This is a genomic window from Chryseobacterium sp. SIMBA_038 (assembly GCF_046535115.1).
GTDB lineage: Bacteria > Bacteroidota > Bacteroidia > Flavobacteriales > Weeksellaceae > Chryseobacterium.
Window position 1 is genome coordinate 779,313 of record NZ_JAWRXH010000002.1, and the last position, 24,507, is coordinate 803,819.

The following is a 24,507-nucleotide window of genomic DNA, read 5'->3' on the forward strand; positions in this document are numbered from 1 at the left end:
TTAAATTAATCTTTTTTCAATAAATGGTTAATAACTTCCGAAGCTGTATACAATCCAAAAATCGCAGGCATATAACTTATCGTTCCGTAAAAAGATCTTTTAAAATTAGTTCCGTCTGTCATTTTTAGGCTTTCTTCATCTTGAATATCGTTTGAAAAAACGCAACGAACGCCTTTATCAATTTTCTCTTTTTTTAATCTTTTTCTTACCTGTCTTGCAAGATGGCAATGCTCAGTTTTGCTGATGTCTCTTACCATTACCTTGCTAGGATCGGTCTTCCCTCCGGCTCCCATTGAGCTTACAATTTTTATTTTTCTTCTTTTTGCAGCAATGATTAAACAGAGTTTTGGCGTTACACTGTCGATACAATCTAAAACATAATCAAATTTCGCAGAATCAAGAACTTCATCCATTCTTTCCGGATTTAGAAACTCATTGATTTTGGTTAAATTAAGTTGAGGATTAATATCTAAAAGTCTTTCTGCAACAACCTCTACTTTATGCTTCCCGATGGTTGAATGTAAAGCAGGTAACTGTCTGTTAATGTTTGTGATATCTACCGTGTCGCCATCTACGATCGTCATAGTTCCGACTCCCGCTCGTGCCAGAAATTCTGCCGCGAAAGAGCCAACTCCGCCTAATCCAACAACCAGAACAGTCGCTTTATTCAATCTTTCCAAACCTTCTTCTTTGATGAGAAGTTCCGTTCTCTCCAACCAGTTTTTATCCATTTTTTATTGTCTCTAAATTTTCTACAATTTGTTCGTTCAGTTTTTCTAAAGAAATTCCCTTGAGTTCTGAAGTTTTTTGATATAAATCTTCAATATAAAAATCTTCATTATCAGTTTCTAAAAAGATTTTGTCTAAAGGGGTAATTTTCAGAATATTTTGCAAAGATAAATTATACAAAACCGCTTTTCCAAAACTCAAATAAAAATTATTTTTAAGCAGATCTTCGGCAATGCTTTGTTTTTTATTAAAACCATGAATGATCATCGCCTGTTCAGCTCTTTTTTTGAAGGAAATCACTTCGTAAAATTTTCTTACACAATGAATAATTAAAGGCTTTTCTACTTCATTCGAAATTTTGATCTGTCTTAAAAAAACGTCTTCCTGAATTTTTTGATCAATTTCAACAAAAGAATCCAGACCGCATTCTCCGATTGCAAAACAGTTTTCATTGATGTTTGATTGTAACCAATCAATTTGATTATCAATTGATTCAATACTAATGTCTTGAGGGTGAATCCCAATAGAATACAGCGAATCGGGCGGAATATTATTTAAGTCTAAATTATAAATTCCGTAAGTCACATTTTTCTTATGATGATGAAAATCAAAAAAATCCATGTACAAAAATACTAACTATTTAGAATTAATATAAAATTCTTAAACGAACGTTTATAAATATGTTAAAAATTTCTTAACTTTACTCAAACTACACTTCATGAAGAAAAAATTTACGGAAAAACAAATCCATATTTTAGACATCGCCGAAGAGCTGATTGCGAAAAAAGGATACGAAGGAACATCGGTGAGGGATATCTGTTCCAAAGCCAATATTAATGTCGCAATGATCTCTTATTATTTCGGTTCTAAAGAAAAAATGATGTCTTATCTCTATCAATACAGGGTTTTAAAGACTAGGGAAAACTTTTCAGAATTTGCAGATACGATCAAAGATGGGAAACCGGAGATGCAGATGAAGGAAATTATTAAATATATTGTCTCTCAGTTATTTAAATATAATTATTTTCACGGATTTGTCACTCAGGAACTTCGCCATACAGAAAATTTAAAGGATGAACTTCTCGATTTTTATCAACTATTCGTTAAAAAATTAGATGAAGTCATAAAAAAAGGCGTTACGTCCGGAGTTTTTACATTCACTCCAAAACCAGAGGATGTTTTGACCACAATTATAGGTTCTACATTGTTCGTAATTCGTAATAAAAACTTTTATGAGCTCTATGTTCCGAGTAAAAACGAAGAAGCTTACGGTAAAGAAGCCGAAAAAAAGGTAAGAATGAATCTTTTGATGAGTGTTTTTGCAATTTTGGGATACGCTGCAGACTAAAATTACGTTAAATATTCATAAAAAAAAATCTATTGACAAAAAAGTTATATTTTTGCAAATTAATAGATCGGTCATATAATCCGAAAACTGTTGAATTTTTTATATGAAAAAATATATTTTAGGTCTTTTTGCTGTAGCTGTGGTATCTTCATGTGTGAGTCAGCAAGATAAAGCGATGAAAAGTGCTGATAAAAACTACATCTTAAAGGTTGCAAATGAGAACTTTGCAAAAAAGAAGTGGAAAAATTCACTGGCTCTTTATGACAGGTTGGCTAATTTGGTTGCTGGTACGGATGATTTCCCTAATGTGGGTTTCAATACGGCGTATGCAAACTATTATGATAAAAATTATAAGTTGGCTGGGCATCAGTTCAAAAACTTTGCAGTAAGTTTTCCAAAGGACCCTAGAGCAGAAGAGGCGGCATATATGTCGGCTTTATGTTACTATGAAGGTTCAATGGATTATAATTTGGATCAGTCTAGTACAGAATTGGCGATTAATGAGTTACAGGATTTCTTGAATAATTATCCAAACTCTGAAAGATCTAAAAACATCACAACGCTTATTGATGAGTTGTCTTACAAATTAGAATTCAAATCTTACGAAAATGCAAGACAATACTTCAATATGGGTGATTATAAAGCTGCAAACACGGCTTTAGAAAACGTATTGGAAGATTTCCCAAGTACAAAACTTCGTCCGAAAATCTATGATTATATGATGAAGTCACGTTATTTGTTGGCTCAGAAATCTATTTATGACCTTAAAGACGAGCGTATTGAAAGTGCATTGTCATTTACAAAACTTGTTGAAAAAGAACTTCCGAATACAGAATATTCTAAAACTGCATTGGATCTTAGAGAGAAATTAGAGAAAGAAAAGAAAGATTTCGCAGTTGTAAAAAAACAAACAGAAGCTAGAATTGCAACATTAACGGCAAGACAGAAAAAAGAAGTAGAAAAGCTGGCTGAAAAGAACAAAACTGAAGATCAGATTAAAAATCAGATCGATGCAGAGAAGAAAGCAATGCAGATCCAGAGGGATAGTGCGAAGCTTCAGACACCTCCACCGGCAGCGACTTTCAAAATCCAAAGATAATTCGTAAATTTGCCACCTTATAAATAAATTAATTTTCTCAAAATGAGTGTAAAAGATACAAAAGCAGAAGTAAATACTATTACTTACGATAAAGACAAGATTGAAGATAAAGTAGGTTCAATCTATGAAGCTATTGTTATCATGGGAAAGAGAGCAGAGCAGATCAACGCAGAAATTCGTACAGAATTGCATAACAAATTAGACGAATTTGCTGTTCACAACTCTACATTGGAAGAAGTTTTCGAAAACAGAGAGCAAATTGAGATCTCTAAACATTACGAAAAACTTCCAAAACCGACTTCTATCGCGATCGAAGAATGGTTAAATGAAGATATTTACTTCAGAAAAACTGAAGAAAGAAAATAAAAACCGTTTGGTTTTTAATAGATGAAGGTCATAAAGGAACTATTTCTTTTATGACCTTTGTTGTTTAAATGGTTTGTGAGAAAAAATAAGTATTTTAGTGTTTTAAAAAATTAAAACTAAATGAGTATTTCCGGGAAAAAGATTCTTATTGCCGTTTCTGGAGGAATTGCAGCCTATAAAATTCATTTTCTGATAAGAGAGTTTATAAAGAAAGATGCGGAAGTTCAGGTAATTATGACTCCTGACGCTGAGCATTTTGTAACGAAGCTAAGCTTGTCTACACTGTCTAAGAAACCTGTTTATACAGATTTTTACAACGAAAACGGAACATGGAACAGTCATGTAGAAATGGCGTTGTGGGCAGATGTAATGATCGTTGCACCGTGTACAGCAAATACTTTGGCTAAAATGACGCACGGAATGTGTGATAATTTGGTCATTGCAACCTATATGTCAGCGAAATGTCCTGTTTTTATAGCTCCTGCAATGGATTTGGATATGTATGCACATCCTTCCACAAAGCAGAATTTAGAATTGGCTGAAGATTTCGGTCATTTTATTATTCCTGCGGAAAATGGTGAGTTGGCAAGCGGATTGATCGGACAGGGAAGAATGGCAGAGCCGGAAACGATTGCTAAAGCGGTTGAAGAATTTTTTAATTCAAATCATAAAAAAACTTTAGAAGGAAAAACGGTTTTAATTACAGCCGGACCAACCTATGAAGCTCTTGATCCTGTAAGATTTATAGGAAATCATTCTTCGGGTAAAATGGGATTTTCTTTGGCTGAAGAAGCTTCAAAAAGAGGTGCAAAAGTTATTTTGATCTCAGGACCTACTTCTCAGGTGATAGATGATAAAAATGTTGATCTCCATAAAGTTACTTCTGCAAAAGAAATGTTGGCAAAAGTATTTGAATTTTATGAAACTATCGACATCGGTATTGCAAGTGCCGCCGTTGCAGATTATGCTCCAAAGGAAGTTGCAAAAGAGAAGATCAAAAAAAATGATGACAGCCTAACGATTGAATTAATTAAAAATCCGGACATCCTCAAAACAATGGGTGAAAAGAAAACCCATCAATTCTTGGTAGGTTTTGCATTAGAAACTCAGAATGAAGAAGAAAACGCCAAGGGAAAACTGGAAAAGAAAAATCTTGATATGATTGTTTTAAATTCTCTTCGTGACGAAGGCGCAGGATTTAAAAATGATACCAATAAAATAAAAATATTCACCAAAACGGAGAAAAAAGAATTTGAACTAAAATCTAAGGACGATGTTGCAAAAGACATCCTTAATTTTGTTGAGTCTCAGATATTGAAATAATTTTAATAAATTTCCGTTCTCAATTTTTAATAGATAATGAAAAAATACATAAGTTTATTTTTACTGCTTTTCATATTTAATCTTAGCTTTTCTCAGGAGTTGCTGGCTACCGTTCAGGTAAATTATCAAGCATTGGGAGGAAGTAACCAGCAAGCGTATAAAGCTTTGGAAAAAAGTCTTAGAGATTTTATCAATAATACAAGCTGGACGGGGAAAAAGCTTCAGAATTTTGAAAAGGTAAAATGTAATTTTTATATAGTCCTAAGGGAAAGCCCTGGTAATAATAAATACAAAGGGGAGGTTTTAGTTCAAGCAGTACGTCCGGTTTATAATACTAATTATGAATCTTCATTATTGAATATTCAGGATCAAAGATTTTCTTTTGAATATATTGAAAATGAGAATCTTATTTTTAATGAAAGACAGTTTTCCGGGAAAAATTTAATTGATGTAATTAGTTTTTATGTTTATACAATTTTGGGTTATGATGCAGACAGTTTCCAGTCTTCAGGCGGAACTCCATGGTTTCAAAAAGCACAGCAAATTGCCCAAAACGGAGAGTCCCAGAATACCTATGAAGGATGGAAGCAGATTAATGAGCCTAGAAACCGTTCTCAGCTGATCAAAGAAATTATGAGCCCTAATATGGTACAGTTGAGATCACTCTTTTATACCTATCACAGAGCAGGGTTAGATAATTTATTCAATCAGGATCAGATACCGGCAAAGAAAGTTATTTTTGATGGTTTGTTACAGTTGAAAACCTATGAAAGTAATTTTACTCAGAACTATTATCTAGATGTTTTTCTTACAACTAAGGGTAGTGAGATTTTTAATATTTTCAATTCTAATAATAATGGAGGAATTGCATTGAATGAACTGAAACAATTATTGATTCTCATGAATCCGAAAAAAACAGACGAATTTTGGAGCAAGTGGAAATAAAAAGCTTGCTGTTTTTCAGTCTTGAATTCTGAATTTTAAAGTTCTATATTTGCATTACCTAAAGTAACGCTACATCAATGCTTTCGAGAATTTACATTAAAAATTTTGCTTTAATTGATACGCTTGATGTATCATTACACAACGGTTTACAAGTGATAACCGGGGAAACTGGTGCCGGTAAATCTATTATTTTAGGTGCTCTTAGACTTATTTTAGGAGAGAGGGCGGACGTGAAATCCATTTCAAATGCAGCAGAAAAAAGCATTGTAGAAACGGAATTTGAATTAAATAATCAGTTCAAAAAATTCTTTATCGAAAATGATCTCGATTATGAGCATCAAACGATTATCCGCAGAGAAATTTCTCCTGCAGGAAAATCCAGAGCGTTTATTAATGACGTTCCGGTTACGTTGGATGTTTTAAGAGAGCTTTCTTCGCAACTTATTGATATTCATTCACAGTTTGAGACTTCAAACCTTTTTACCTCAGAATATCAGTTTAAAATCATTGATGGACTTTCAGAAAATAAAAAAATCGTTGAAGAATATCAGCATGAATTTTTAGAATTTCAAAGCTTAAAAACTCAGCTGAAAAAATTACAGACTCAACTTTCAGAAAGCAATAAAGAAAGTGATTACAAGCAGTTTTTATTGAATGAACTGGAAGAATTGAATCTGGATGATGTTGATTATGAAGAATTAAAAAATCTACTTTCTGTTCAGGAAAATGCAGGAATGATTTCTGAAAATCTGGCTCAGGTTTTATCAAGATTTCATCAGGAACAAATCGGGATTTTATCTTTCTTTAATGAAGCTAAAAATAAATTATCAAAAATTTCTGAGGTTTCAAACAGCTTTGCTGAGCTTGACCAAAGATTAGAAATCTCTTTTGTAGAATTAAAAGACATCATTTCCGAACTGGAAAATGAGTCTGAAAAAATTGAAATCAATCCTGAAAATCTTGCCTCACTTTCTGAACTGAATAATAAATTGAATGCTCTATTTATTAAGCATAATGTTTCTGACGTTACTGAATTAAAAGAAATCAGAGATCAGTTAGCAGGAGAACAACAGGGTGCATCAGAATTAGAATCAAATATTATTGAAATTGAAGAAAATATTTCTAAAAAAGAAAAATCTCTTCAAGCTCTTTCCGAAAAACTTTCTAAAAATAGGAAGAAAAGTATTCCTGTTTTCATTAAAAAAGCAGAAAGCTTACTTAAAAAACTAGGTCTTGAAAAAGCTAAAGTTGATATTGAGCTTCAGGATACTTCAGAATTTAACCAATTCGGGAAAGAAAATATTCAGTTGTTGTTTCAGGCGAATTCTGGGTTTCCTTTAAAACCCATTCAAACAGCTATTTCCGGCGGTGAAAGGTCACGGGTGATGTTGGCTGTCAAAAAAATTATTGCTGAAAGTGACGAGCTTCCAACGCTTATTTTAGACGAGATCGACAGTGGAGTTTCAGGAAAAGTAGCCGAAGAAATCGGAAATCTGATGCGTGAAATGTCTCAGGACATGCAGTTGATCGTTATTTCTCACTTGGCGCAGGTTGCCGCAAAAGGAAATAACAATTACAAAGTAGTAAAACAGGACGTTTCCGGAAAAACGCAGTCTACAATTGTTTCTTTAAGTGATGACGAAAAATTGAACGAAATTGCCCAATTACTTTCCGGAAGTAAAATTACTGAAGCGGCTTTGGCGCAGGCAAGGGAGTTGATTGGAAATTAATTTGAAATATTAAAATGAGAAAAACTTTATCTATAGTATTATTATTTATTTTTTTTGAAGGTTTTTGCCAAAATGTCAAATTAGAGGGGATTTGGATTTTGGATAAAATAACTTATGCCAATGGTGGTCCTTTGGAAGTTAATGATAAAACATATTCTACTTATTATCAATATAAATTTTCAAATAATAAGATGGAAATAAATGATGCTGAAGTTCCTGTTTCTATAACATCAAAACAAATAATAACACCTGCTTTAAAGATAGATTATGAATTTCAAGATAAATATCTTCTCTTAAAAAACTTGAATAAAGATAAAATTTATTATTTATTAAAACCAGAATCTTTCTTGGAATTATATCCAGAATTTCAACCTGAAGAAATTAAGATTGAAGATAAAATGGTTTATCTGGAAAACGTGATTGTAAAACCAGATTTTAATTATACAGGAAGTTTTAATAAATATTTTCGAGATTTTTTTATAAATTATAATGATTTTCCAAAGGGCAATAATTTTTTCGCTGTACAATTTATTGTCACAAAAGAATCTAAAATTGATAATTTGAAAATCCAAAAAAGTATATCTCCTGATTTTGATTCAAAATTTATTCAATACTTAAAAAATGGAGAAAAATTTTTTAAAAATAATACGGGTAAAGATATTTTAATTACAAGAAGACAGAAAATTAAATTAGATGATTCTAAAGTGGATGGGAGTATGTCAACAGAAGATCGTAATGTAGTTAAAGTTTATGAAAAAGGAAATTCTTTTTATTTGAAAAATGATTTTGAAAAAGCTATTGAATCTTATGAACAGATAAATGCCTTAAACTTGACAAATAGAGATAACGAAATCCTAAAATTATTATATATTAATCTTGGTGTATCTTATCTCACTAAAGAAAATATCTCTGGTGCTTGTGATAGTTTTAACAAAGCTGGAGGCCTTATAAATTTTAAAAGCAGAAATTATGTGATTAATTTTTGTGGCAAAAAATAATTGTCAAAAATTTATTATTCTAAGATTGTTAAATATTGATGTTATTTAAAATGTTTTTGAAATTATTTTAATCTCTGAAATCTCATTAAAAACGTTTTGTCACAAAATCTGTAACATATTTTGCATTCCACTTACTAATGTAAAAAAGTAAGCTATGTTTGTAAAGTTCTTAAGGCTAGAAATAAAAAGTTTTTTTCGCGGTACTTCTGTTGGGGTAAATTTGGCCATGAAGATCTTACGGTTTATCGGGATTCTTTATTTTATGGCATGTTTAGTAGGAGGTGCTTTTGCTGCTTTCTACCTTGTTCAGGAGAAAATGAATGCTGATCCTTTAAAAGTAGTTTCAAAATTCATGATTATTGTCTGGGTGGTAGATTTGATTGTCAAATACATGTGGCAGGAAATGTCTACCCAAAACATCAAACCCTTTCTTACACTGAATATCTCTAAGAAAACATTGGTCAATTACATGTTGATCAAAACATTTTTATCGGTTTTCAGTTGGATAAATTCTTTATTTTTCATCACGTTTTCTATTATTGCGCTATTCAACGGATACGGATTTGTAGAAGTTTTGTCGTGGTTTATTGGAGTTTCTTTACTTTTCTACCTTAATAATTTCATCAATATACTTTTCAATAATAAAGAAACGATTGCTATCGTAATTGGTTCTATATTCTTAGGATTAGGGCTTTTAACGTATTATAATATCATCCCTCTTCTGTCTTATTCTGAAACTTTTTTCTATGGTTTTTATACAAAGCCTTATTTAATTTTAATACCAATTGTTTTGTTTTCGGGACTTTGGTGGATTTGTTTTAAACATGTTTATCAGGAATTTTATTTGGATCAAGGATTAGAAGCAAAAAAAATGATAGGAAGAACAGAAAATATTGCTTTTTTAAATAAATACGGCGTACTCGGAACATTTATTAATAACGATATCAAGCTGTTAAGGCGTAATAAAGTAGCTAAAGGAATCATTTTAGGGAGTTTTCTGTTTATATTCTATGGAATGCTCATGTTCAGCTCTTCAGTCTATAAAACACCTTACATGATGATGCTTATGGGACTTTTTGTGACGGGAGGTTTCCAATTTTTGTTTGGGCAGAGGGTTCCGGCTTTCGACAGTTCTTATTATCCTTTGATGATGACTTTAAATGTTCCTTACAAAGAATATTTAAAAGCAAAATGGTGGTTGATGAATATTGTAACAGGAGTTTCAATGATCATTGCCATATTTTATGCTTATTGGGGTTGGGAAATCTACATTACTTTCTTCGCAGCGGGGTTGTACAATATTGGAGTTAATTCTCAATTTACGCTTTGGTCTGGAGCTTTTAATAAAACTCAAATAGACTTAAATTCCAGAGAAAAAAGGATTGGACAAAAAAACAGTTTCAATATGAAGGCTTTGCTGTTATTAATTCCAAAAATGCTTTTACCGATGGCTGTTTTCGGAGCTTCAAAATATTTCTTCGGAATGACTGCCGGAGTGGTAAGCATCGCCATTTTAGGATTAATTGGATTTTTATTGAGAGAAAAAATATTCGATACCATCGTAAGACACTATAAAAAAGAGAAATACAGTACGTTAGACGCATTCAAAAACAAAGATTAATATGATTACTATAAATAATTTATCTAAAACATACGGAACTGCGACTGTTCTGAATATCGAAAATATTGAAATCCCCAACGGCGAAACTTTCGGTCTTGTCGGAAATAACGGAGCGGGAAAAACAACGTTATTCAGCTTAATGTTAGATCTGATTCAGGCTACAACAGGTTCTGTAAGCATTGACGGAATTAAAGTAAGTGAATCTGAAGCTTGGAAAAGCAAAGTTTCGGCTTTCGTGGATGATACTTTTTTAATTGGTTATCTGACTCCGGAGGAATATTTCTATTTTATTGGAGAATTGAGAGGGCAGAATAAAGCTTCTGTAGATGAGTTTTTAAAACAATTTCATGATTTATTTAATGGTGAAATTTTAAATTCAGGAAAATACGTTCGTGATCTCTCAAAAGGAAATCAGAAGAAAGTAGGAATTGTAGGCGCAATTATCGGAAATCCTGAAATTATTATTTTAGATGAACCTTTTGCCAATTTAGATCCTTCCACGCAGATCAAACTGAAAAATTTAATTAAAGAATTATCAAAACAGGATGGAGTAACTTTCCTTATTTCAAGTCATGATCTTTCGCATACAACGGAGGTTTGTAACAGAATTGTTGTTGTAAATAAAGGTCAGTTGGTGAAAGATATTCAAACCAATCCTGAAACGTTGAAAGAATTGGAACAGTATTTTGCAGATCAGGTTTCCACTCCGACTGAGGCTATTTAATTCAAAATTTTAAGTCTAATATTGATTGAATTCATGAGCATAGAATCACAAAACGTTACCGATTATCCCAACAGCAATACCATTTTTATGGTTTGGAAGCTGAATGATGATCCTAAGTTAAAAGATGTCTTTCAAAAATTATGTGCATTAGTTTTAAACTTAAATAATTCTGTGTTTAACAGATTTCTAGACAGCCGGGCTAGTTGTGTGATGGGAATTGGTTATGAAGCGTGGAAAAAATTGGAACTTCCAATGCCTATGCCTAAAGAATTAGCCACTTTTGAAGAAATTAGGGGCATAAAACATACCGCTGTTTCTACTCCCGGAGATCTCCATTTTCATTTAAGAGCAGATAATCAAAGCATTATTTTTGATATGGCGATCGAAATTTCAAAATTATTGAATCCTTTTGCTGAAAGTATATTGGAAATTCATGGTTTTAAATATTGGGATGCCCGCTCGATCTTAGGTTTTGTTGACGGAACGGAAAATCCACACGGAGAAGACAGAGATCATTTCGCAAAAATTGGCGATGAAGATCAAGATTTTAAAGGTGGAAGTTATCTTTTTGTTCAAAAATATCTTCATAACATGGATGCCTGGAAAGGTCTTTCAACAGAAGAACAGGAAAAAGTGATCGGGAGATCAAAAGAAAATGACATTGAGATGTCAGACGATGTCAAGCCTTCAAACTCACACATCGCTTTGGCGAATATTGAAGGGGAAAATGGTGAAGAACTAAAAATCGTAAGAGATAATATGCCTTTTGGAAGTCCTTCAACAAATGAGTTCGGGACGTACTTTATTGCGTATTCAAGCACATTTGCAACGACTAAAAAAATGTTGACCAATATGTTTATCGGAGATCCGGTTGGCAACTATGACCGGATTTTGGATTTCAGCACAGTAGTTACGGGAACGCTTTTCTTTGTTCCGACGAGAAATATGTTGGATGAATTTTCAGGATAAAGCAATTAAATAAAATATAAAAGGTCAGAACATGTTTCTGGCCTTTTTGTTTTTTGAAACCTTTAAGTTTTGATTGTTTAATTTAATTTTTACAATCATTTGATTTATAGATTATTGCGTTTTATTGTTAAATGGGAAAAATATTAATTCAAAATATTTTTTAATAAAAATATATTTTTGTGTAACCTTTTTAGGTTTTCGTTGTCTTTACAATAGAAACAGTTTTAAGAATGAAAATTTTGTTCGGAAATAAAAAAGAAGATTTACTGAGCCGTCTTAAAAAACAAGATCCGGCTGCTCAGAAGATTTTCTATGAGCAGAACGTTAAGAAGTTCCTGAGCGTGGGCAAAAGCTACATCACAGACCTGTATCAGGCAGAAGATTGTATCATCAAAGCTTTCTGTAAAATTTTTAAACATATTGAAAGTTTTCGTGGTGATGGTAATCTCGAAGGATGGGCAAGAAGAATTGTCGTGAATGAGTGTCTTAATTTTATAAAAAGCCACAAAACGGTTTTTTATATAGACGATATCAACCCATCTTTTTTGGTAGAAGTTCTGGACGATGAAATTACTGTTGACTTCGATGCCCAAGAACTTTTGAATCAGCTTCCGGATGCTTACAGAATGGTTTTCAACTTGTATGTTCTGGAAGGTTTCTCGCATCAGGAAATTTCCGAGACATTACAGATCTCACTTGCGGTAAGCAAGACGCAGCTGTTTCGAGCTAAAGAGAAGTTAAGAGTACTTTATCTTCAACAACAAAAAACAAAGAGAAATGAACACGCACAAAGATAATTTAGAACATCAGATAAAAAAACAGATAGAAGAAAGAGAAATTACTCCTTCAAGAGATCTGTGGTCTGAGATTGAATTACAGAAAGAGCAGAAAAAATCTGGATCTTATATGACTTGGGTTTGGGCTGCTGCAAGTATTGTTTTGGCTTTTGGTTTGGGATTCGTTCTTTTTTCAAATCCTTCGGAGAAAGGAAAAACTCAACATACAGAAATTGCCGAGATAAAAAATAAGCCTATTCAGGATAAACCTTCTGAAGATGGAAATAAAGATACAGAGCCTGTTTATGCAGATAAAAATATAAGTCCCGAAAATAAAGATATTTCAACTAAAATCATCGATGAAGTTCAACCTTCAAAAGTTTTAGCAGAACAGAAACGGATACTTCCACAAAAAGAAGGTACACAAATAATTGTTCCACAGCTTCCTAAAATTAAGACAGAACAAATTATGGCTCAGGCAGATTCTTCAAAGATTCCTGCGAAAAGAAAAAAATATGTAGACCCTTCCACATTGCTTTTTTCTGTTGAACATAAAGATGTGATTGAAAAAACTAAAGAAAGCAACGTCGCAAGCGTTGATCTGAACGGAAAATAAAACTCATTTTAACTATAAAAAATTAATAATATGATCAAGAAAATTATCATGATGGGATTCCTATGTCTGTTATCCACATCAGCGTATTCACAGAGAAAATCATTATCAGTGAATCTCCAGTCAAAAAATGATACCGAGGTAAGTCCTATCGTAAAGGAAAAAGTAGACGAGTATGCAAAAAAAATTGATGCTATCATTCAGGAAGAGAAAAAGCTGATGGAAGCAGAATTGCTCACTCTTCAGGCAAAAAATCTTGAGAAAACTGAGTTTGATAAACAAAAATCACTTATTGCCGATCGTTTTTCTGAAAAAATTGATACAAGAATTGAAGAATTAGGCTTTGATCTTGATAATGTGATTCAAAAACAGGTAAGATATTCACTTCTTAACTCTGATGTTACTTCTAATGAAGAGTTAAAAGCACAATTGATGAAAAAATTCAGACCAACGAAAAGTCTTTCAGGATATTTTTCTTACGGAATCATGAATCTTACGAATTCTAAAGTTGATAACGACCTAGATAAAAACTTAGGTTACGCCGGAAATTTTGAATTTGGTTTTAAACTTAATTATCAGTTCGGTAGAACGAGCCCGTGGGGATTGATTTCTGGAATTGGTTTTTCTTGGAGAACTTTAAATATTGATAACAATATGTTTTTCATGAAAGATCTTAATGCCAATCCTGTCTTGGCTCATTATGATAAAGGATTGAGCAAAAGTAAGCTGAGAACGGGATACATCATGGTTCCGCTTGGAATTCAGTATAATTTTTCGAAAATCAAAAACGCCGGAATGGATGTTCAGTACAGAGATTACAACAAAGGTTTCAAAGTGGGAGCGAACGTTTACGGCGGGGTAAAAATGGCTACCAATAATATTATAAAAGGAGACGGAATCAGTGAAAGAGATAGAAGCAATTATCAGGTGAATCCTTTTATTTATGGAGGACAGTTCACGGTTTCTTACAATGATTTCAGCATTTTTGTGAAAAAAGATTTCGGAAATTTCTTTAAAAACGAAAATTTTGAAAATGATAAGGCCTTAGTCTTTGGAGTAGCACTTTGGTGGTAAAGAACATGTAACCATTCATATAAAAAACGCTGGGAAAATATTTTCTCAGCGTTTTTACAATATAATAATTAAATCTAATTCTCTATTTTAAACTTCCCACCATATCCTCTGGCTTCACCCATTCGTCGAATTGTTCAGCAGTTAAAAATCCAAGATTTACAGCTTCTTCTTTCAACGTTGTTCCGTTTTTGTGAGCAGTTTTTGCAATTTTTGCAGCATTTTCATAACCGATGTGCGTATTCAAAGCTGTAACAAGCATCAGAGATTTATCTACCAATTCTTTAATTCTTTCATTGTTAGGTTCAATTCCAATAGCACAATGATCATTAAATGAAATACATGCATCAGCAATTAACTGCGCAGATTGCAAGAAATTATAAGCCATTACAGGCTTGAAAACATTCAATTCATAATTTCCCTGAGTTCCCGCGAAAGAAATTGTAGTATCATTTCCTAAAACTTGCGCGCAAACCATTGTTAATGCTTCGTTTTGGGTTGGATTTACTTTTCCAGGCATAATTGAAGATCCAGGCTCATTTTCAGGAATATGAATTTCACCAATCCCTGAACGTGGACCAGAAGCCATTAACCTGATATCCTGAGCAATCTTAAATAAAGAAACGGCCAGTTGTTTTAGAGCTCCGTGAGACTCAACAATAGCATCGTGAGCAGCCAAAGCTTCAAATTTATTTTCAGCCGTTACGAAAGGAAGATTGGTGAATTTTGAAATATATTCAGCCACTTTTACATCGTAACCTTGAGGTGTATTTAAACCAGTTCCTACAGCAGTTCCCCCCAAAGCAAGCTCAGAAAGGTGAGGCAATGTGTTTTTTAATGCTTTTAAACCATAATTTAACTGAGCCACATATCCTGAAAACTCCTGTCCTAAAGTCAATGGAGTCGCATCCATTAAATGCGTTCTTCCAATCTTTACAATATCTTTAAAAGCAGCAGATTTTTCCGCTAACGTATTTTTTAGTTTTTCAACAGCAGGAATCGTTGCTTCAACAACCTTTTTATAAGCTGCAATGTGCATTGCTGTTGGATAAGTATCATTGGACGATTGTGATTTATTCACGTCATCATTGGCATGAATTTCAGATTTATCACCTAAATTTCCTCCATTATTAACGTGAGCTCTGTTAGAAATTACTTCATTCACATTCATGTTAGATTGCGTTCCTGAGCCTGTTTGCCAGATTACCAAAGGAAATTGGTCGTTTAATTTTCCTTCCAAGATTTCTTCGCAAACTTTGGCGATCATATCTCTTTTTTCAGCAGGAAGAACTCCCAGATCAGTATTGGTGAAGGCAGCTGCTTTTTTTAAATAAGCAAACGCTTCAATAATTTCGTGGGGCATTGAACCTTCAGGACCAATCTTAAAATTGTTTCTTGAACGTTCCGTCTGTGCTCCCCAAAATTTATCAGCAGGAACTTGAACCTCACCCATGGTGTCTTTTTCTATTCTGTAATTCATTGTGATTGAAATTTTTTTAATTTTAATTTAACCACAAAAGACACAAAAGATTTAGTTTAAATTTTATAATAAAAATCTTTAAAGTTCACAAAAATGAGAATCATAGATTTTCAAAAACTAATGTGTTCTTTTAAAACACTATTTAATTAAACTTAAATTATACTAATGTGTTTAAAAACTTTTGTGCCTTTTGTCGTTAAAAATACGTTTCTATAAAATTAATCATAAACTCAGAATCCCGCAATTTATAATCATTATAAATATCAATTCAAGTCACTGATTTTACTCATGTTTTTTTAGGTAAGCCGTATTTTTGCACCAAGAAAAAATTGAAATGGAATTTAGATATCAGGATCCGTACCCGATTCAAAAGGACGATACGGTTTATAAAAAGTTGACTTCAGAATATGTGAAAGTTGAAAAACTAGGAGACAGAGAGATCTTAACAATTGATCCAAAAGGGTTGGAGCTATTGGCTGAAGAAGCTATGGCAGATGTTTCTTTTATGCTTCGTTCATCTCACTTAGAAAGTTTGAAAAGAATTATCGATGATCCTGAAGCTACTGATAATGACAGATTCGTTGCCTATAACTTATTACAGAATGCTGCTGTAGCAGTGGAAGGAGCGTTGCCTTCTTGCCAGGATACAGGAACTGCTATCGTGATGGGTAAAAAAGGAGAGAACGTTTACACAGGCGTTGATGATGGTGAATATTTAAGCAAAGGAATTTACAATACGTATCAAAAAAGAAACTTAAGATATTCTCAGGTAGTTCCTTTGAATATGTTTGATGAGAAAAACTCTGGTTCAAATCTTCCGGCACAAATTGATTTGTATGCTAAGAAAGGAGATTCTTATGAGTTTTTATTCTTAACAAAAGGTGGTGGTTCTGCTAACAAAACTTTCTTATATCAAAAAACAAAGTCTTTATTGAACGAAAAATCTTTGGAAGCTTTTGTAAAAGAAAGAATTTCAGATTTGGGAACGGCTGCTTGTCCGCCTTACCACTTAGCTTTGGTGATTGGTGGGACTTCTGCTGAAGCGAATTTAGCTACGGTAAAGAAAGCATCGGCAAAATATTATGATAATCTTCCGACAGAAGGAAATGAAGCGGGTCAGGCTTTCAGAGATCTGGAATGGGAAGCTAAAGTTCAGAAAATCTGCCAGGAAAGTGCAATTGGAGCTCAGTTTGGCGGGAAATATTTAACTCACGATGTTAGAGTTATCAGACTTCCTCGTCACGCGGCTTCTTGCCCGGTTGGGATGGGTGTTTCTTGTTCAGCTGACAGAAATATTAAAGGAAAAATCAATAAAGACGGTATTTTCTTAGAGCAATTGGAAGAAGATCCAAAAAGATTCTTACCTACAACGCCGCCACACTTAGAGGAAGCAGTTGAGATCAATTTGAATAAGCCAATGCCTGAAATTTTAGCAGAGCTTTCAAAATATCCAATTAAAACAAGATTAAAATTAAACGGAACATTGATCGTTGCAAGAGATATCGCTCACGCAAAAATCAAAGAATTATTGGATGCAGGAAAACCAATGCCTGAATATTTCAAAAATCATCCGATTTATTACGCAGGACCGGCAAAAACTCCGGAAGGAATGGCTTCAGGAAGTTTCGGACCAACAACTGCGGGAAGAATGGATGTTTATGTAGACGAATTCCAAAGCCATGGCGGAAGCATGGTGATGCTGGCAAAAGGGAACAGAACAACTGATGTTACTAACGCTTGTCACAAATACGGTGGATTCTATATTGGCTCGATTGGAGGGCCTGCTGCAATCTTGGCAAAAGACAATATTTTGTCTGTTGAGGTGGTCGATTTCCCTGAATTAGGAATGGAAGCAGTAAGAAAAATTGAAGTAAAAGATTTTCCGGCATTCATCATCACCGATGATAAAGGAAATGATTTCTTCGCAAATCTTGCCCATTAAATTTGTAGAGGTTAATTATATGATTGGAAATTCGGACAAAGCTATAAGTCTAATTTCTAACATCTAATATCTAACTTCTCTCTAAAATAGTTTAAAATAAAAATAAATAATGAAAATAGGACGCTGATCTTTTGTTTAAAAAAGAAAAAAGTTCTATTTTTGCCTAAAATATATAAGAAAAATGATGTTATCAGCATTTTGGCCGTTTTATCAGTTCCTTTGGACAATCTATTTTGTTACAATGTTCCTTGTAGGATTCTGGTGTATCTTTATGTTTTTTGGATTGGTAATCCCAATGTGGTTAAGTGAAGGTTTGATGGAATACTTCGGTAAAGTAAAACCTTTTGATCCGGAAGATATCAGAAGAAAAGAACTGAATGAGCAGAAGGGAGTAGAAGTAATCTTCAGCAACCCTAAAGGAAACGGACCTTTCTTACACGATAGTCACGGACATCATTAATTGATTGTCATTGCTTTTTCACATGAATTCTGAAAAAGTAATATCAAAGCAAAACAACATATATAAACCACTTAATTTATTAGGTGGTTTTTCTGTTTTTAGCCGTTTCTTAAAGTTTCAGGAGAAACTCCGTATTTCTTTTTGAAGGCTCTTGTAAAGTTTTGAACGTATTCGTAACCGCATTCAATGGCGATTTCTTTGATCATGATTTCTTTATCAATGATCATTTTTTTTGCTTTAAGCATTCTTAGTTCAGAAAGATAATCGGTAACTGTGATGTGATATTGAGCTTTAAACTCTTTTCTTATTTTGTTTTGATTAATTCCTATTAGCTTTCCGATCTCTTCAACTTTTATGTTCTTATGAAAGTTTTCATCAACGAATTTTTTAATAATTGATGGTGTTTTGGGAGAAGTCTCAATAGTATTTTTTTCATTGAATTGCTCAAAAATTAAAATCAGAAGTTTGATAATCTTTGCTTCAATGAATAATTTCTGCATCACGCCTCTTTTAGAATAGCTTACAATTTCCCTTAAAATGATATGCATTTCGACAGTCATATTCGGAGGAGTTTCTTTGTGAAGAAAAATATAATTGTTTTCAATCATATTTTCCAAAATCTCCGCGCTTTCTCGATTAGATTCAGGATTAATCAGATTAAATATATATTGATAATTGATCTGAATTTGAAGATATTTTAAAACTTCCTGATTTTCTGTCCAAAGTTCAGCCGTACTTTCTTGGGGCGAATAATGAAGAATATATTGATTTTTCTTGAATTTAAAGTGCGTACCACAATCCTGAGCTTCCAAATTAATATTCGGGCTCAATAAAAAAATAAGATTAAAACTCGATTTACCCTCGATCATATTCGATCTTGAAAACTTGTCAGGATACGAGTCTTCCTGCATTACGATTTTAATGTCTTCGGATCTGAACAATAATCCATTTTTAGATTGATTCTTCATACGACAGGTTTTTACGGGCATGGTACAATTTAAAACGAAAGCCGGACATCAGATAACAAAAAGTTCGGAAATGATAACTCGAGGTTAAAGATGTCAACTAATTTTGCGCAAAATTAAATTAAATTTAGAATAAATAAAAATAATATTCATTATGTTCGGAAATTTATATTTTGCGATGAAAAAAATTGGAGTGGGATTAGGGTTGCTTACTATCGCAGTAAGTTACTCATACGCACAGCAATGGGAGAATGTTGGATCGGTGCAACCGATATCAGCAGCAGGAACGAGCCACAATAATTTGGTGGTAGACAATGTGGGAAATTATTTTATTTCTTATTATGATTCATCAGTAACAAAAGGTTCTGTACAGAAATTCAACGGAACTTCTTGGTCTTATGCCGGAGGAAGTGCCGGAATTACATCAGGAATAGCGTTGTACAACTCTTTATCTGTGGATGGTTCAGGTAATATTTATTATACAAATCAGGGAACGGGATTAGAAGTTCGCCAGTTTAACGGAACCGCTTGGTCTCAATTGCCAAGTGCAACGACGAGTACAGTTAATTATCATGCTTCTGCAGTATCTCCATCGAATGTATTATTCACTTTTGGTACTCATAATTCAGGAACGGTTCAGCGTTATGTGAACGGAGTTTGGGAGCAGGTAGGAAATACAGGTTTTTCTAGTGGAGCTTCATTTGCAGAAATGGTGATCGGAACGAATAACAAAGTGTATACCTGCAACGTAGCAAGTGGAGTAAGAGTATACGAAAATACAACGACTGCAACCACTTCTGATAACTGGGTATTGACGGGCGGAAGTATTGTGGATGCTTCATCTTCAGGAGAAAGTTATACATCAGATATAGCAATTGATGCGAATAATAATCTTTATGTTGCGTATGTTTCAAACGCTGCAAACTCAAGAAAAGTAAATGTTAAGAAATTTGACGGAACTTCTTGGATACAATTAGGAAATGCCTATTTTTCTTCAGGTGGTGTTCAGCATGTTGCCATTGCAGTAACTTCTGCTGGCGAGCCTTACGTGGTAGCAAGCCGTTGGGAAAATGATGATTTGCTAAGAAATACAGTTTACAAATTAGATAACTCCACTCAAACTTGGGGAACTTTAGGAGGAAATTTCCTTTCTGACGGACAGGCAACTTACAATGATCTTGCGATCGATAAAGCAAACAATTATCTTGTTTTAGCCTATACAGACGGAGGTTTAAAAGTAAAAAGAATTTCTTTAGGCAGCGCAGCTCAGCTTTGTAATAATACAGATCCGGGAACTAATATTGGTGATTTAGGTTGTGTTACTTTTACCTATAAAGGACAACCTGTAACGTATACAACGGTAAGAGGATCAGACGGGAAAATTTGGCTTCAGCAAAACTTAGGAAGCGCGCAGGTGGCAACTTCTCAGGCAGATGCAGATTCTTATGGAGATCTTTTCCAGTGGGGAAGATGGGATGACGGTCATCAGGCAAGAAATTCATCAATTATTAATGCTCCTTCAACTAATAATCCAAGTGCATTGGTGGGAGTTAATTCATTTATTATTGGTTCCAGTGCAAGCTCATGGTGGGGTGGAAACGCTTCAAGCGACCAATGGACAGCAAATAACGCTTCAGCAGTAAATCAGGCCATGGGAGCGGATCCTTGTAAAGCAATCGGGCAGGGCTGGAAAATGCCTTCTCAGGCAGATTGGACATCGGCTGTAAACGCTGCGTCTATCAGCAATCCGACTTCAGCTTTTAACAGTAAATTAAAATTGCCGGCAGGTGGTTATAGAGGCAGTACAGATGGCGGATTTACCTATGTAGGACAAAGAGGTTATTTCTGGAGTTCGGATGTAGCAACCACAGGCGGAAAATATCTTTATGTAGGAACTACCATCGCCAATCCATCTTCTGGGGCTCCAAGAGGTCAGGGTGCTTCTGTAAGATGTATTAAAGATTTTACAGGTTTAAGTACTTCAGATATTAAACTTAATACACTAGGAATTTATCCCAACCCAACAAACGGAATTCTTTACATCAAAGCAGATTCAGCGATTGAAAATGTAAATGTAATGAATGTTGTAGGACAGAAAATTAATGTAAGATTCTCTAATGATCAGATCGATATGCAAGGACTTCCAAAAGGAATTTACATTGTAGAATTGAAATTAAAGAACGGACAGACTTTCTCTAAAAAAATCAGCAAAAACTAAAGTCCATAGATATTTGATTGATGAACAAAAGGCTTTTTTAAGGCCTTTTGTTTTACATATTAGTTCATTATTAAATTGCAGAAACCCGTTGTATATGATAAATACACAGCGGGTTTTATTTAAATAATTGGAATTAATCTTTAAATAATATTAATTTCTACATTAATATTTCCTCTCGACATTTTTGAATACGGACAAGTCTGATGCGCTTCTTCAGTCAATAATTTTGCAGTTTCGGCATCAATTCCCGGAAGACTTACATTCAATCGAGCCTGTAAAAAATAAGCATCATCGCTCATACAAAGGTCAACTTCTGCATCTACAGCTGTCTCGGCAGAAAGTCTGATTTTCCTTCTTTTCGCTGCAATTCCCAGTGCTCCGATAAAACAAGCTGACCAGCCCGCTGCAAAAAGCTGTTCCGGATTCGTTCCTGCTTCATTTCCGCCCGGAGTTGAAAGTTTTATGTTGAGGTTTCCGTCAGAGCTTTTAGAAAACCCTTCACGACCTCCTGTTGTATGAGTTTTTCCTGTGTATAATACGTTTTCTGTTTGTAAAGTTTGATTGTTTTCCATTTTGAAAATATTTAATTGTTATTAATTGGTTTTAAAATTATGGGTCAAAATTACTTGAGTTTAAAATTGTATGAAATCATAAAATAAGTGAAACAGACAATTTGAAGTGTAAAAAAGACATTCTAAAAAGTGAAGTTATTTTGAATAGCCATCAACTTCAATAATTGCATCTGCAAAAGACTTCGGATCTTCCTGCGGAACATTGTGCCCGATTCCTTTTAAGATTTTATGTGAATATTTTCCTGTAAATTGATTTTCATAAGCCTTTCCGTCAATTGCAGCGCCGTCAAAATCACTGCTGATTGTAATGGTAGGAACACTGATTTTGGGTCTTGATTGAAGTTTTTGCTCCAATTCATCATATTTTGTTTCACCTTTCGCTAAAGACAATCTCCAACGATAATTATGAATAACAATTGCAACATGATCCGGATTGTTGAAAGATTGCGCCGTTTGATCATACGTTTCTTTACTGAAATTCCATAACGGTGAAGCCTGTTTCCAAATCAATTTATTGAATTCATAGGTATTGTCTTTATATCCTTTTTCACCACGCTCGGTTGAAAAATAATATTGATACCACCAACCCAATTCCGCATTCGGAGATAACGGTTTTTTATTCGCTTCAAGATTGGTAATTAAATATCCGCTCACGGAAACCAAACCTTTTACTCTTTCCGGATAAAGAACCGCCATTACGTCTGCCGTTCTCGCGCCCCAGTCAAACCCTCCAATAATCGCTTTGTCGATTTTTAAAGCATCCATTAAAGCAATAATATCGTTTGCAACCGCTGTTTGTTGACCGTTTCTCATGGTTTTATCAGAAAGAAAACGGGTTGTCCCAAAGCCTCTTAAATAGGGAGTGATTACTCTGTAACCTTTCGCTGTCAATAAAGGAACAACTTCCTCATAACTATGAATGTCATACGGCCAACCATGAAGCAGAATCACTGGAGTTCCGCTAGGTGAACCGGCTTCTGTGTAGCCAATATTCAGAACACCTGCGTTGATTTGCTTTAAAGTTCCCAGAGAACTTTTCGTTTCCTGTGCATTTAACCCTATATTAAATAGTAAAATAAGGATAGCGCTGATCAAATATTTTTTAATGAAATAATGATGCTTAGGTATTGAAGTGTGAAACATATTATTTAAAATTTTAATTAATATAGATTTGATATTCTGTTATTTACGGAATGATTTGAAAGCAGCTCTCATTTCCTCAGAGAAAAGTTGAGGTTCTTCCCATGCTGCAAAATGACCACCTTTTTTCACCTCATTGAAATAGATAAGATTTTTATAACTACGCTCTGTCCAGCTTTTCGGAGCCTGATAAATCTCTCCCGGAAAAACGGTTACCGCAACAGGAATTTTAATTTCGGATGTTTTTTGCTCTACAACATTGAAATTATTGGTGTTGTTCTCCCAATACAACTGTGCAGAAGAGGTAGCTGTATTGGTAAGCCAGTACAATGTAATATCATCCAACATTTCATCTTTGGTAAGAGATTTTTCCGCATTTCCTCCACTGTACGTCCATTCATTGAATTTGTCTAAGAAAAAAGAAGCCAGTGCGGTTGGAGAATCTGTGAGTCCATAGCCAAGAGTTTGCGGACGGGTAACCATCATTCCTGCATAACCGCCACCTTTTGTATACAATTTATTTAATGAAATAAAAGCTGCTTTTTCTTTATCAGAAAGACCTGCGGGAACAGAACCTCCTTCTTTTAAAATATCAGCAATTTCTGCCGGTACGGTTGCGGGCATATTCACATGTATTGCTAGCAGACCTTTTGGAGCCTGACGAGCCATCGCATCTGCAATCACAGAACCCCAATCTCCTCCTTGTGAAACGTAATTTTTGTATCCGAGACGCTTCATCAAAATATCCCATGCATTTCCTATTTTTTCCGGTCCCCATCCTGTCGTTTTTGGCTTTTCTGAAAATCCATAACCGGGCATTGATGGGATAACGAGATCAAAAGCATCTTCTGCTTTTCCACCGTACGCTGTGGGATCTGTAAGTGGACCGACTACTTTTAAAAGTTCAAAAACAGAACCCGGCCATCCGTGAGTGATAATTAATGGAAGTGCATTTTTATGTTTAGATTTAATATGAACAAATTGAATATCAAGTCCGTCAATATTAGTGACAAACTGTGGAAGAGCGTTCAGTTTTGCTTCGGCTTTACGCCAGTCGTAATCTGTTCCCCAATAATTAGCTAAATTTTTGATCTGATCTAATTTTACACCCTGAGACTGATCGGTTACCGTTTCTTTATCGGGCCATCTCGTTGTATTAATACGTTGACGAAGTTCATTAAGAGCATTGTCTGAAACATGAATATGAAAAGGACGAATTTCCTCCGAATTTTTATTACTTCCTGTTGTAAGCTGTTGTGCAAAACCTGATGTTGAAATAAATAGAAAAGCTGTTGCAGCTATTGTCTGAAAATTTCTTTTATGAGTCTGATTTATTTTCATTGCTATAATTGTTTTAGATTAAAAATTATTTTGATTTCTTTAAAATTTCTGGAGCAAAAGTAAATCGCGGATTTACT

Annotated in this window: 23 protein-coding genes; 16 read left to right on the top strand and 7 right to left on the bottom strand. The window is 34.0% G+C overall.

Features of this window, described 5'->3' with window-relative positions:
* Positions 1-5: 5 nt before the first annotated feature.
* Together SB689_RS09835 and SB689_RS09840 are read right to left on the bottom strand one after the other, a co-directional pair.
* On the bottom strand, positions 6-731 hold the full coding sequence (locus SB689_RS09835; RefSeq protein WP_410691943.1) for a ThiF family adenylyltransferase: 726 nt from the start codon (positions 729-731) through the stop codon (positions 6-8).
* Positions 724-1,350, bottom strand: a complete 627-nt coding sequence (locus SB689_RS09840) for a TatD family hydrolase (RefSeq protein ID WP_410691944.1) — start codon at positions 1,348-1,350, stop codon at positions 724-726. Before SB689_RS09840 ends, SB689_RS09835 begins: the two co-directional genes overlap by 8 nt.
* 97 nt (positions 1,351-1,447) lie before the next feature.
* Here SB689_RS09840 and SB689_RS09845 point away from each other — a divergent pair, with 97 nt between their 5' ends.
* From SB689_RS09845 to SB689_RS09905, 13 genes are all read left to right on the top strand, one after another.
* A complete protein-coding gene (locus tag SB689_RS09845; protein WP_072409035.1) occupies positions 1,448-2,077 on the top strand; it encodes a TetR/AcrR family transcriptional regulator in 630 nt (209 codons plus the stop codon).
* A gap of 103 nt (positions 2,078-2,180) precedes the next feature.
* Positions 2,181-3,176: an outer membrane protein assembly factor BamD gene (locus tag SB689_RS09850; protein WP_410691946.1), complete on the top strand. Its 996-nt coding sequence runs from the start codon at positions 2,181-2,183 to the stop codon at positions 3,174-3,176.
* A 42-nt stretch (positions 3,177-3,218) separates the two neighbouring features.
* A complete protein-coding gene (locus tag SB689_RS09855; protein WP_027378789.1) occupies positions 3,219-3,542 on the top strand; it encodes a DNA-directed RNA polymerase subunit omega in 324 nt (107 codons plus the stop codon).
* A 120-nt stretch (positions 3,543-3,662) separates the two neighbouring features.
* The gene (coaBC, locus tag SB689_RS09860) at positions 3,663-4,865 is read left to right on the top strand and encodes a bifunctional phosphopantothenoylcysteine decarboxylase/phosphopantothenate--cysteine ligase CoaBC (RefSeq protein WP_410691948.1); all 1,203 of its coding nucleotides are present in this window, start codon (positions 3,663-3,665) and stop codon (positions 4,863-4,865) included.
* 36 nt (positions 4,866-4,901) lie between these two features.
* On the top strand, positions 4,902-5,810 hold the full coding sequence (locus SB689_RS09865) for a DUF4835 family protein (RefSeq protein ID WP_410691950.1): 909 nt from the start codon (positions 4,902-4,904) through the stop codon (positions 5,808-5,810).
* Between the two features lie 77 nt (positions 5,811-5,887).
* Positions 5,888-7,540: a DNA repair protein RecN gene (locus SB689_RS09870; RefSeq protein ID WP_410691951.1), complete on the top strand. Its 1,653-nt coding sequence runs from the start codon at positions 5,888-5,890 to the stop codon at positions 7,538-7,540.
* Positions 7,541-7,554: 14 nt separating this feature from the next.
* A complete protein-coding gene (locus SB689_RS09875; protein WP_410691953.1) occupies positions 7,555-8,538 on the top strand; it encodes a hypothetical protein in 984 nt (327 codons plus the stop codon).
* A 154-nt stretch (positions 8,539-8,692) separates the two neighbouring features.
* On the top strand, positions 8,693-10,159 hold the full coding sequence (locus SB689_RS09880; protein ID WP_410691954.1) for a DUF5687 family protein: 1,467 nt from the start codon (positions 8,693-8,695) through the stop codon (positions 10,157-10,159).
* Position 10,160: 1 nt separating this feature from the next.
* Positions 10,161-10,883, top strand: a complete 723-nt coding sequence (locus SB689_RS09885) for an ABC transporter ATP-binding protein (RefSeq protein ID WP_066754301.1) — start codon at positions 10,161-10,163, stop codon at positions 10,881-10,883.
* A 33-nt stretch (positions 10,884-10,916) separates the two neighbouring features.
* Positions 10,917-11,852, top strand: coding sequence for a Dyp-type peroxidase (locus SB689_RS09890; RefSeq protein WP_410691955.1), 936 nt, complete (start codon positions 10,917-10,919; stop codon positions 11,850-11,852).
* Between the two features lie 230 nt (positions 11,853-12,082).
* Positions 12,083-12,649 carry an RNA polymerase sigma factor gene (locus SB689_RS09895; protein WP_410691956.1) on the top strand — a complete coding sequence of 189 codons (567 nt, stop codon included), beginning with the start codon at positions 12,083-12,085 and terminating at the stop codon, positions 12,647-12,649.
* Positions 12,630-13,244, top strand: coding sequence for a hypothetical protein (locus SB689_RS09900; RefSeq protein ID WP_410691957.1), 615 nt, complete (start codon positions 12,630-12,632; stop codon positions 13,242-13,244). Before SB689_RS09895 ends, SB689_RS09900 begins: the two co-directional genes overlap by 20 nt.
* 30 nt (positions 13,245-13,274) lie before the next feature.
* Positions 13,275-14,315 (top strand): outer membrane beta-barrel protein, encoded by a 1,041-nt coding sequence (locus tag SB689_RS09905; RefSeq protein ID WP_410691958.1) that lies wholly within the window; start codon positions 13,275-13,277, stop codon positions 14,313-14,315.
* Positions 14,316-14,397: 82 nt separating this feature from the next.
* Here SB689_RS09905 and fumC read toward each other — a convergent pair whose 3' ends face one another.
* Positions 14,398-15,792 carry a class II fumarate hydratase gene (fumC, locus tag SB689_RS09910; RefSeq protein WP_410691960.1) on the bottom strand — a complete coding sequence of 465 codons (1,395 nt, stop codon included), beginning with the start codon at positions 15,790-15,792 and terminating at the stop codon, positions 14,398-14,400.
* 334 nt (positions 15,793-16,126) lie between these two features.
* Between fumC and SB689_RS09915 the strand changes: the two genes are divergently transcribed.
* A complete protein-coding gene (locus SB689_RS09915; protein ID WP_410691961.1) occupies positions 16,127-17,734 on the top strand; it encodes a fumarate hydratase in 1,608 nt (535 codons plus the stop codon).
* A gap of 181 nt (positions 17,735-17,915) precedes the next feature.
* Positions 17,916-18,194 carry a hypothetical protein gene (locus SB689_RS09920; protein WP_072409013.1) on the top strand — a complete coding sequence of 93 codons (279 nt, stop codon included), beginning with the start codon at positions 17,916-17,918 and terminating at the stop codon, positions 18,192-18,194.
* Positions 18,195-18,292: 98 nt separating this feature from the next.
* Here the strand turns inward: SB689_RS09920 and SB689_RS09925 are convergent, their stop codons facing one another.
* Positions 18,293-19,162, bottom strand: coding sequence for a helix-turn-helix transcriptional regulator (locus SB689_RS09925; protein WP_410691962.1), 870 nt, complete (start codon positions 19,160-19,162; stop codon positions 18,293-18,295).
* 151 nt (positions 19,163-19,313) lie between these two features.
* Between SB689_RS09925 and SB689_RS09930 the strand changes: the two genes are divergently transcribed.
* The gene (locus tag SB689_RS09930) at positions 19,314-21,377 is read left to right on the top strand and encodes a T9SS type A sorting domain-containing protein (protein ID WP_410691963.1); all 2,064 of its coding nucleotides are present in this window, start codon (positions 19,314-19,316) and stop codon (positions 21,375-21,377) included.
* A gap of 140 nt (positions 21,378-21,517) precedes the next feature.
* On the opposite strand, the gene SB689_RS09935 is transcribed toward SB689_RS09930, so the two are convergent.
* The 3 genes from SB689_RS09935 to SB689_RS09945 form a co-directional block, all read right to left on the bottom strand.
* A complete protein-coding gene (locus tag SB689_RS09935) occupies positions 21,518-21,949 on the bottom strand; it encodes an organic hydroperoxide resistance protein (RefSeq protein WP_410691964.1) in 432 nt (143 codons plus the stop codon).
* A gap of 135 nt (positions 21,950-22,084) precedes the next feature.
* Positions 22,085-23,092 carry an alpha/beta fold hydrolase gene (locus tag SB689_RS09940; protein WP_410691965.1) on the bottom strand — a complete coding sequence of 336 codons (1,008 nt, stop codon included), beginning with the start codon at positions 23,090-23,092 and terminating at the stop codon, positions 22,085-22,087.
* Between the two features lie 39 nt (positions 23,093-23,131).
* Complete coding sequence (locus tag SB689_RS09945) at positions 23,132-24,430, bottom strand: epoxide hydrolase family protein (RefSeq protein WP_410691966.1); 1,299 nt, start codon at positions 24,428-24,430, stop codon at positions 23,132-23,134.
* Positions 24,431-24,507 lie beyond the last annotated feature (77 nt).

What these genes read in the sequence shown, in the direction of transcription:
- SB689_RS09835 (WP_410691943.1), bottom strand. Translation starts at nt 731, where the DNA reads ATGGATAAAAACTGGTTGGAGAGAACGGAACTTCTCATCAAAGAAGAA.
- SB689_RS09840 (WP_410691944.1), bottom strand. Translation starts at nt 1,350, where the DNA reads ATGGATTTTTTTGATTTTCATCATCATAAGAAAAATGTGACTTACGGA.
- SB689_RS09845 (WP_072409035.1), top strand. Translation starts at nt 1,448, where the DNA reads ATGAAGAAAAAATTTACGGAAAAACAAATCCATATTTTAGACATCGCC.
- SB689_RS09850 (WP_410691946.1), top strand. Translation starts at nt 2,181, where the DNA reads ATGAAAAAATATATTTTAGGTCTTTTTGCTGTAGCTGTGGTATCTTCA.
- SB689_RS09855 (WP_027378789.1), top strand. Translation starts at nt 3,219, where the DNA reads ATGAGTGTAAAAGATACAAAAGCAGAAGTAAATACTATTACTTACGAT.
- coaBC (WP_410691948.1), top strand. Translation starts at nt 3,663, where the DNA reads ATGAGTATTTCCGGGAAAAAGATTCTTATTGCCGTTTCTGGAGGAATT.
- SB689_RS09865 (WP_410691950.1), top strand. Translation starts at nt 4,902, where the DNA reads ATGAAAAAATACATAAGTTTATTTTTACTGCTTTTCATATTTAATCTT.
- SB689_RS09870 (WP_410691951.1), top strand. Translation starts at nt 5,888, where the DNA reads ATGCTTTCGAGAATTTACATTAAAAATTTTGCTTTAATTGATACGCTT.
- SB689_RS09875 (WP_410691953.1), top strand. Translation starts at nt 7,555, where the DNA reads ATGAGAAAAACTTTATCTATAGTATTATTATTTATTTTTTTTGAAGGT.
- SB689_RS09880 (WP_410691954.1), top strand. Translation starts at nt 8,693, where the DNA reads ATGTTTGTAAAGTTCTTAAGGCTAGAAATAAAAAGTTTTTTTCGCGGT.
- SB689_RS09885 (WP_066754301.1), top strand. Translation starts at nt 10,161, where the DNA reads ATGATTACTATAAATAATTTATCTAAAACATACGGAACTGCGACTGTT.
- SB689_RS09890 (WP_410691955.1), top strand. Translation starts at nt 10,917, where the DNA reads ATGAGCATAGAATCACAAAACGTTACCGATTATCCCAACAGCAATACC.
- SB689_RS09895 (WP_410691956.1), top strand. Translation starts at nt 12,083, where the DNA reads ATGAAAATTTTGTTCGGAAATAAAAAAGAAGATTTACTGAGCCGTCTT.
- SB689_RS09900 (WP_410691957.1), top strand. Translation starts at nt 12,630, where the DNA reads ATGAACACGCACAAAGATAATTTAGAACATCAGATAAAAAAACAGATA.
- SB689_RS09905 (WP_410691958.1), top strand. Translation starts at nt 13,275, where the DNA reads ATGATCAAGAAAATTATCATGATGGGATTCCTATGTCTGTTATCCACA.
- fumC (WP_410691960.1), bottom strand. Translation starts at nt 15,792, where the DNA reads ATGAATTACAGAATAGAAAAAGACACCATGGGTGAGGTTCAAGTTCCT.
- SB689_RS09915 (WP_410691961.1), top strand. Translation starts at nt 16,127, where the DNA reads ATGGAATTTAGATATCAGGATCCGTACCCGATTCAAAAGGACGATACG.
- SB689_RS09920 (WP_072409013.1), top strand. Translation starts at nt 17,916, where the DNA reads ATGATGTTATCAGCATTTTGGCCGTTTTATCAGTTCCTTTGGACAATC.
- SB689_RS09925 (WP_410691962.1), bottom strand. Translation starts at nt 19,162, where the DNA reads ATGAAGAATCAATCTAAAAATGGATTATTGTTCAGATCCGAAGACATT.
- SB689_RS09930 (WP_410691963.1), top strand. Translation starts at nt 19,314, where the DNA reads ATGTTCGGAAATTTATATTTTGCGATGAAAAAAATTGGAGTGGGATTA.
- SB689_RS09935 (WP_410691964.1), bottom strand. Translation starts at nt 21,949, where the DNA reads ATGGAAAACAATCAAACTTTACAAACAGAAAACGTATTATACACAGGA.
- SB689_RS09940 (WP_410691965.1), bottom strand. Translation starts at nt 23,092, where the DNA reads ATGTTTCACACTTCAATACCTAAGCATCATTATTTCATTAAAAAATAT.
- SB689_RS09945 (WP_410691966.1), bottom strand. Translation starts at nt 24,430, where the DNA reads ATGAAAATAAATCAGACTCATAAAAGAAATTTTCAGACAATAGCTGCA.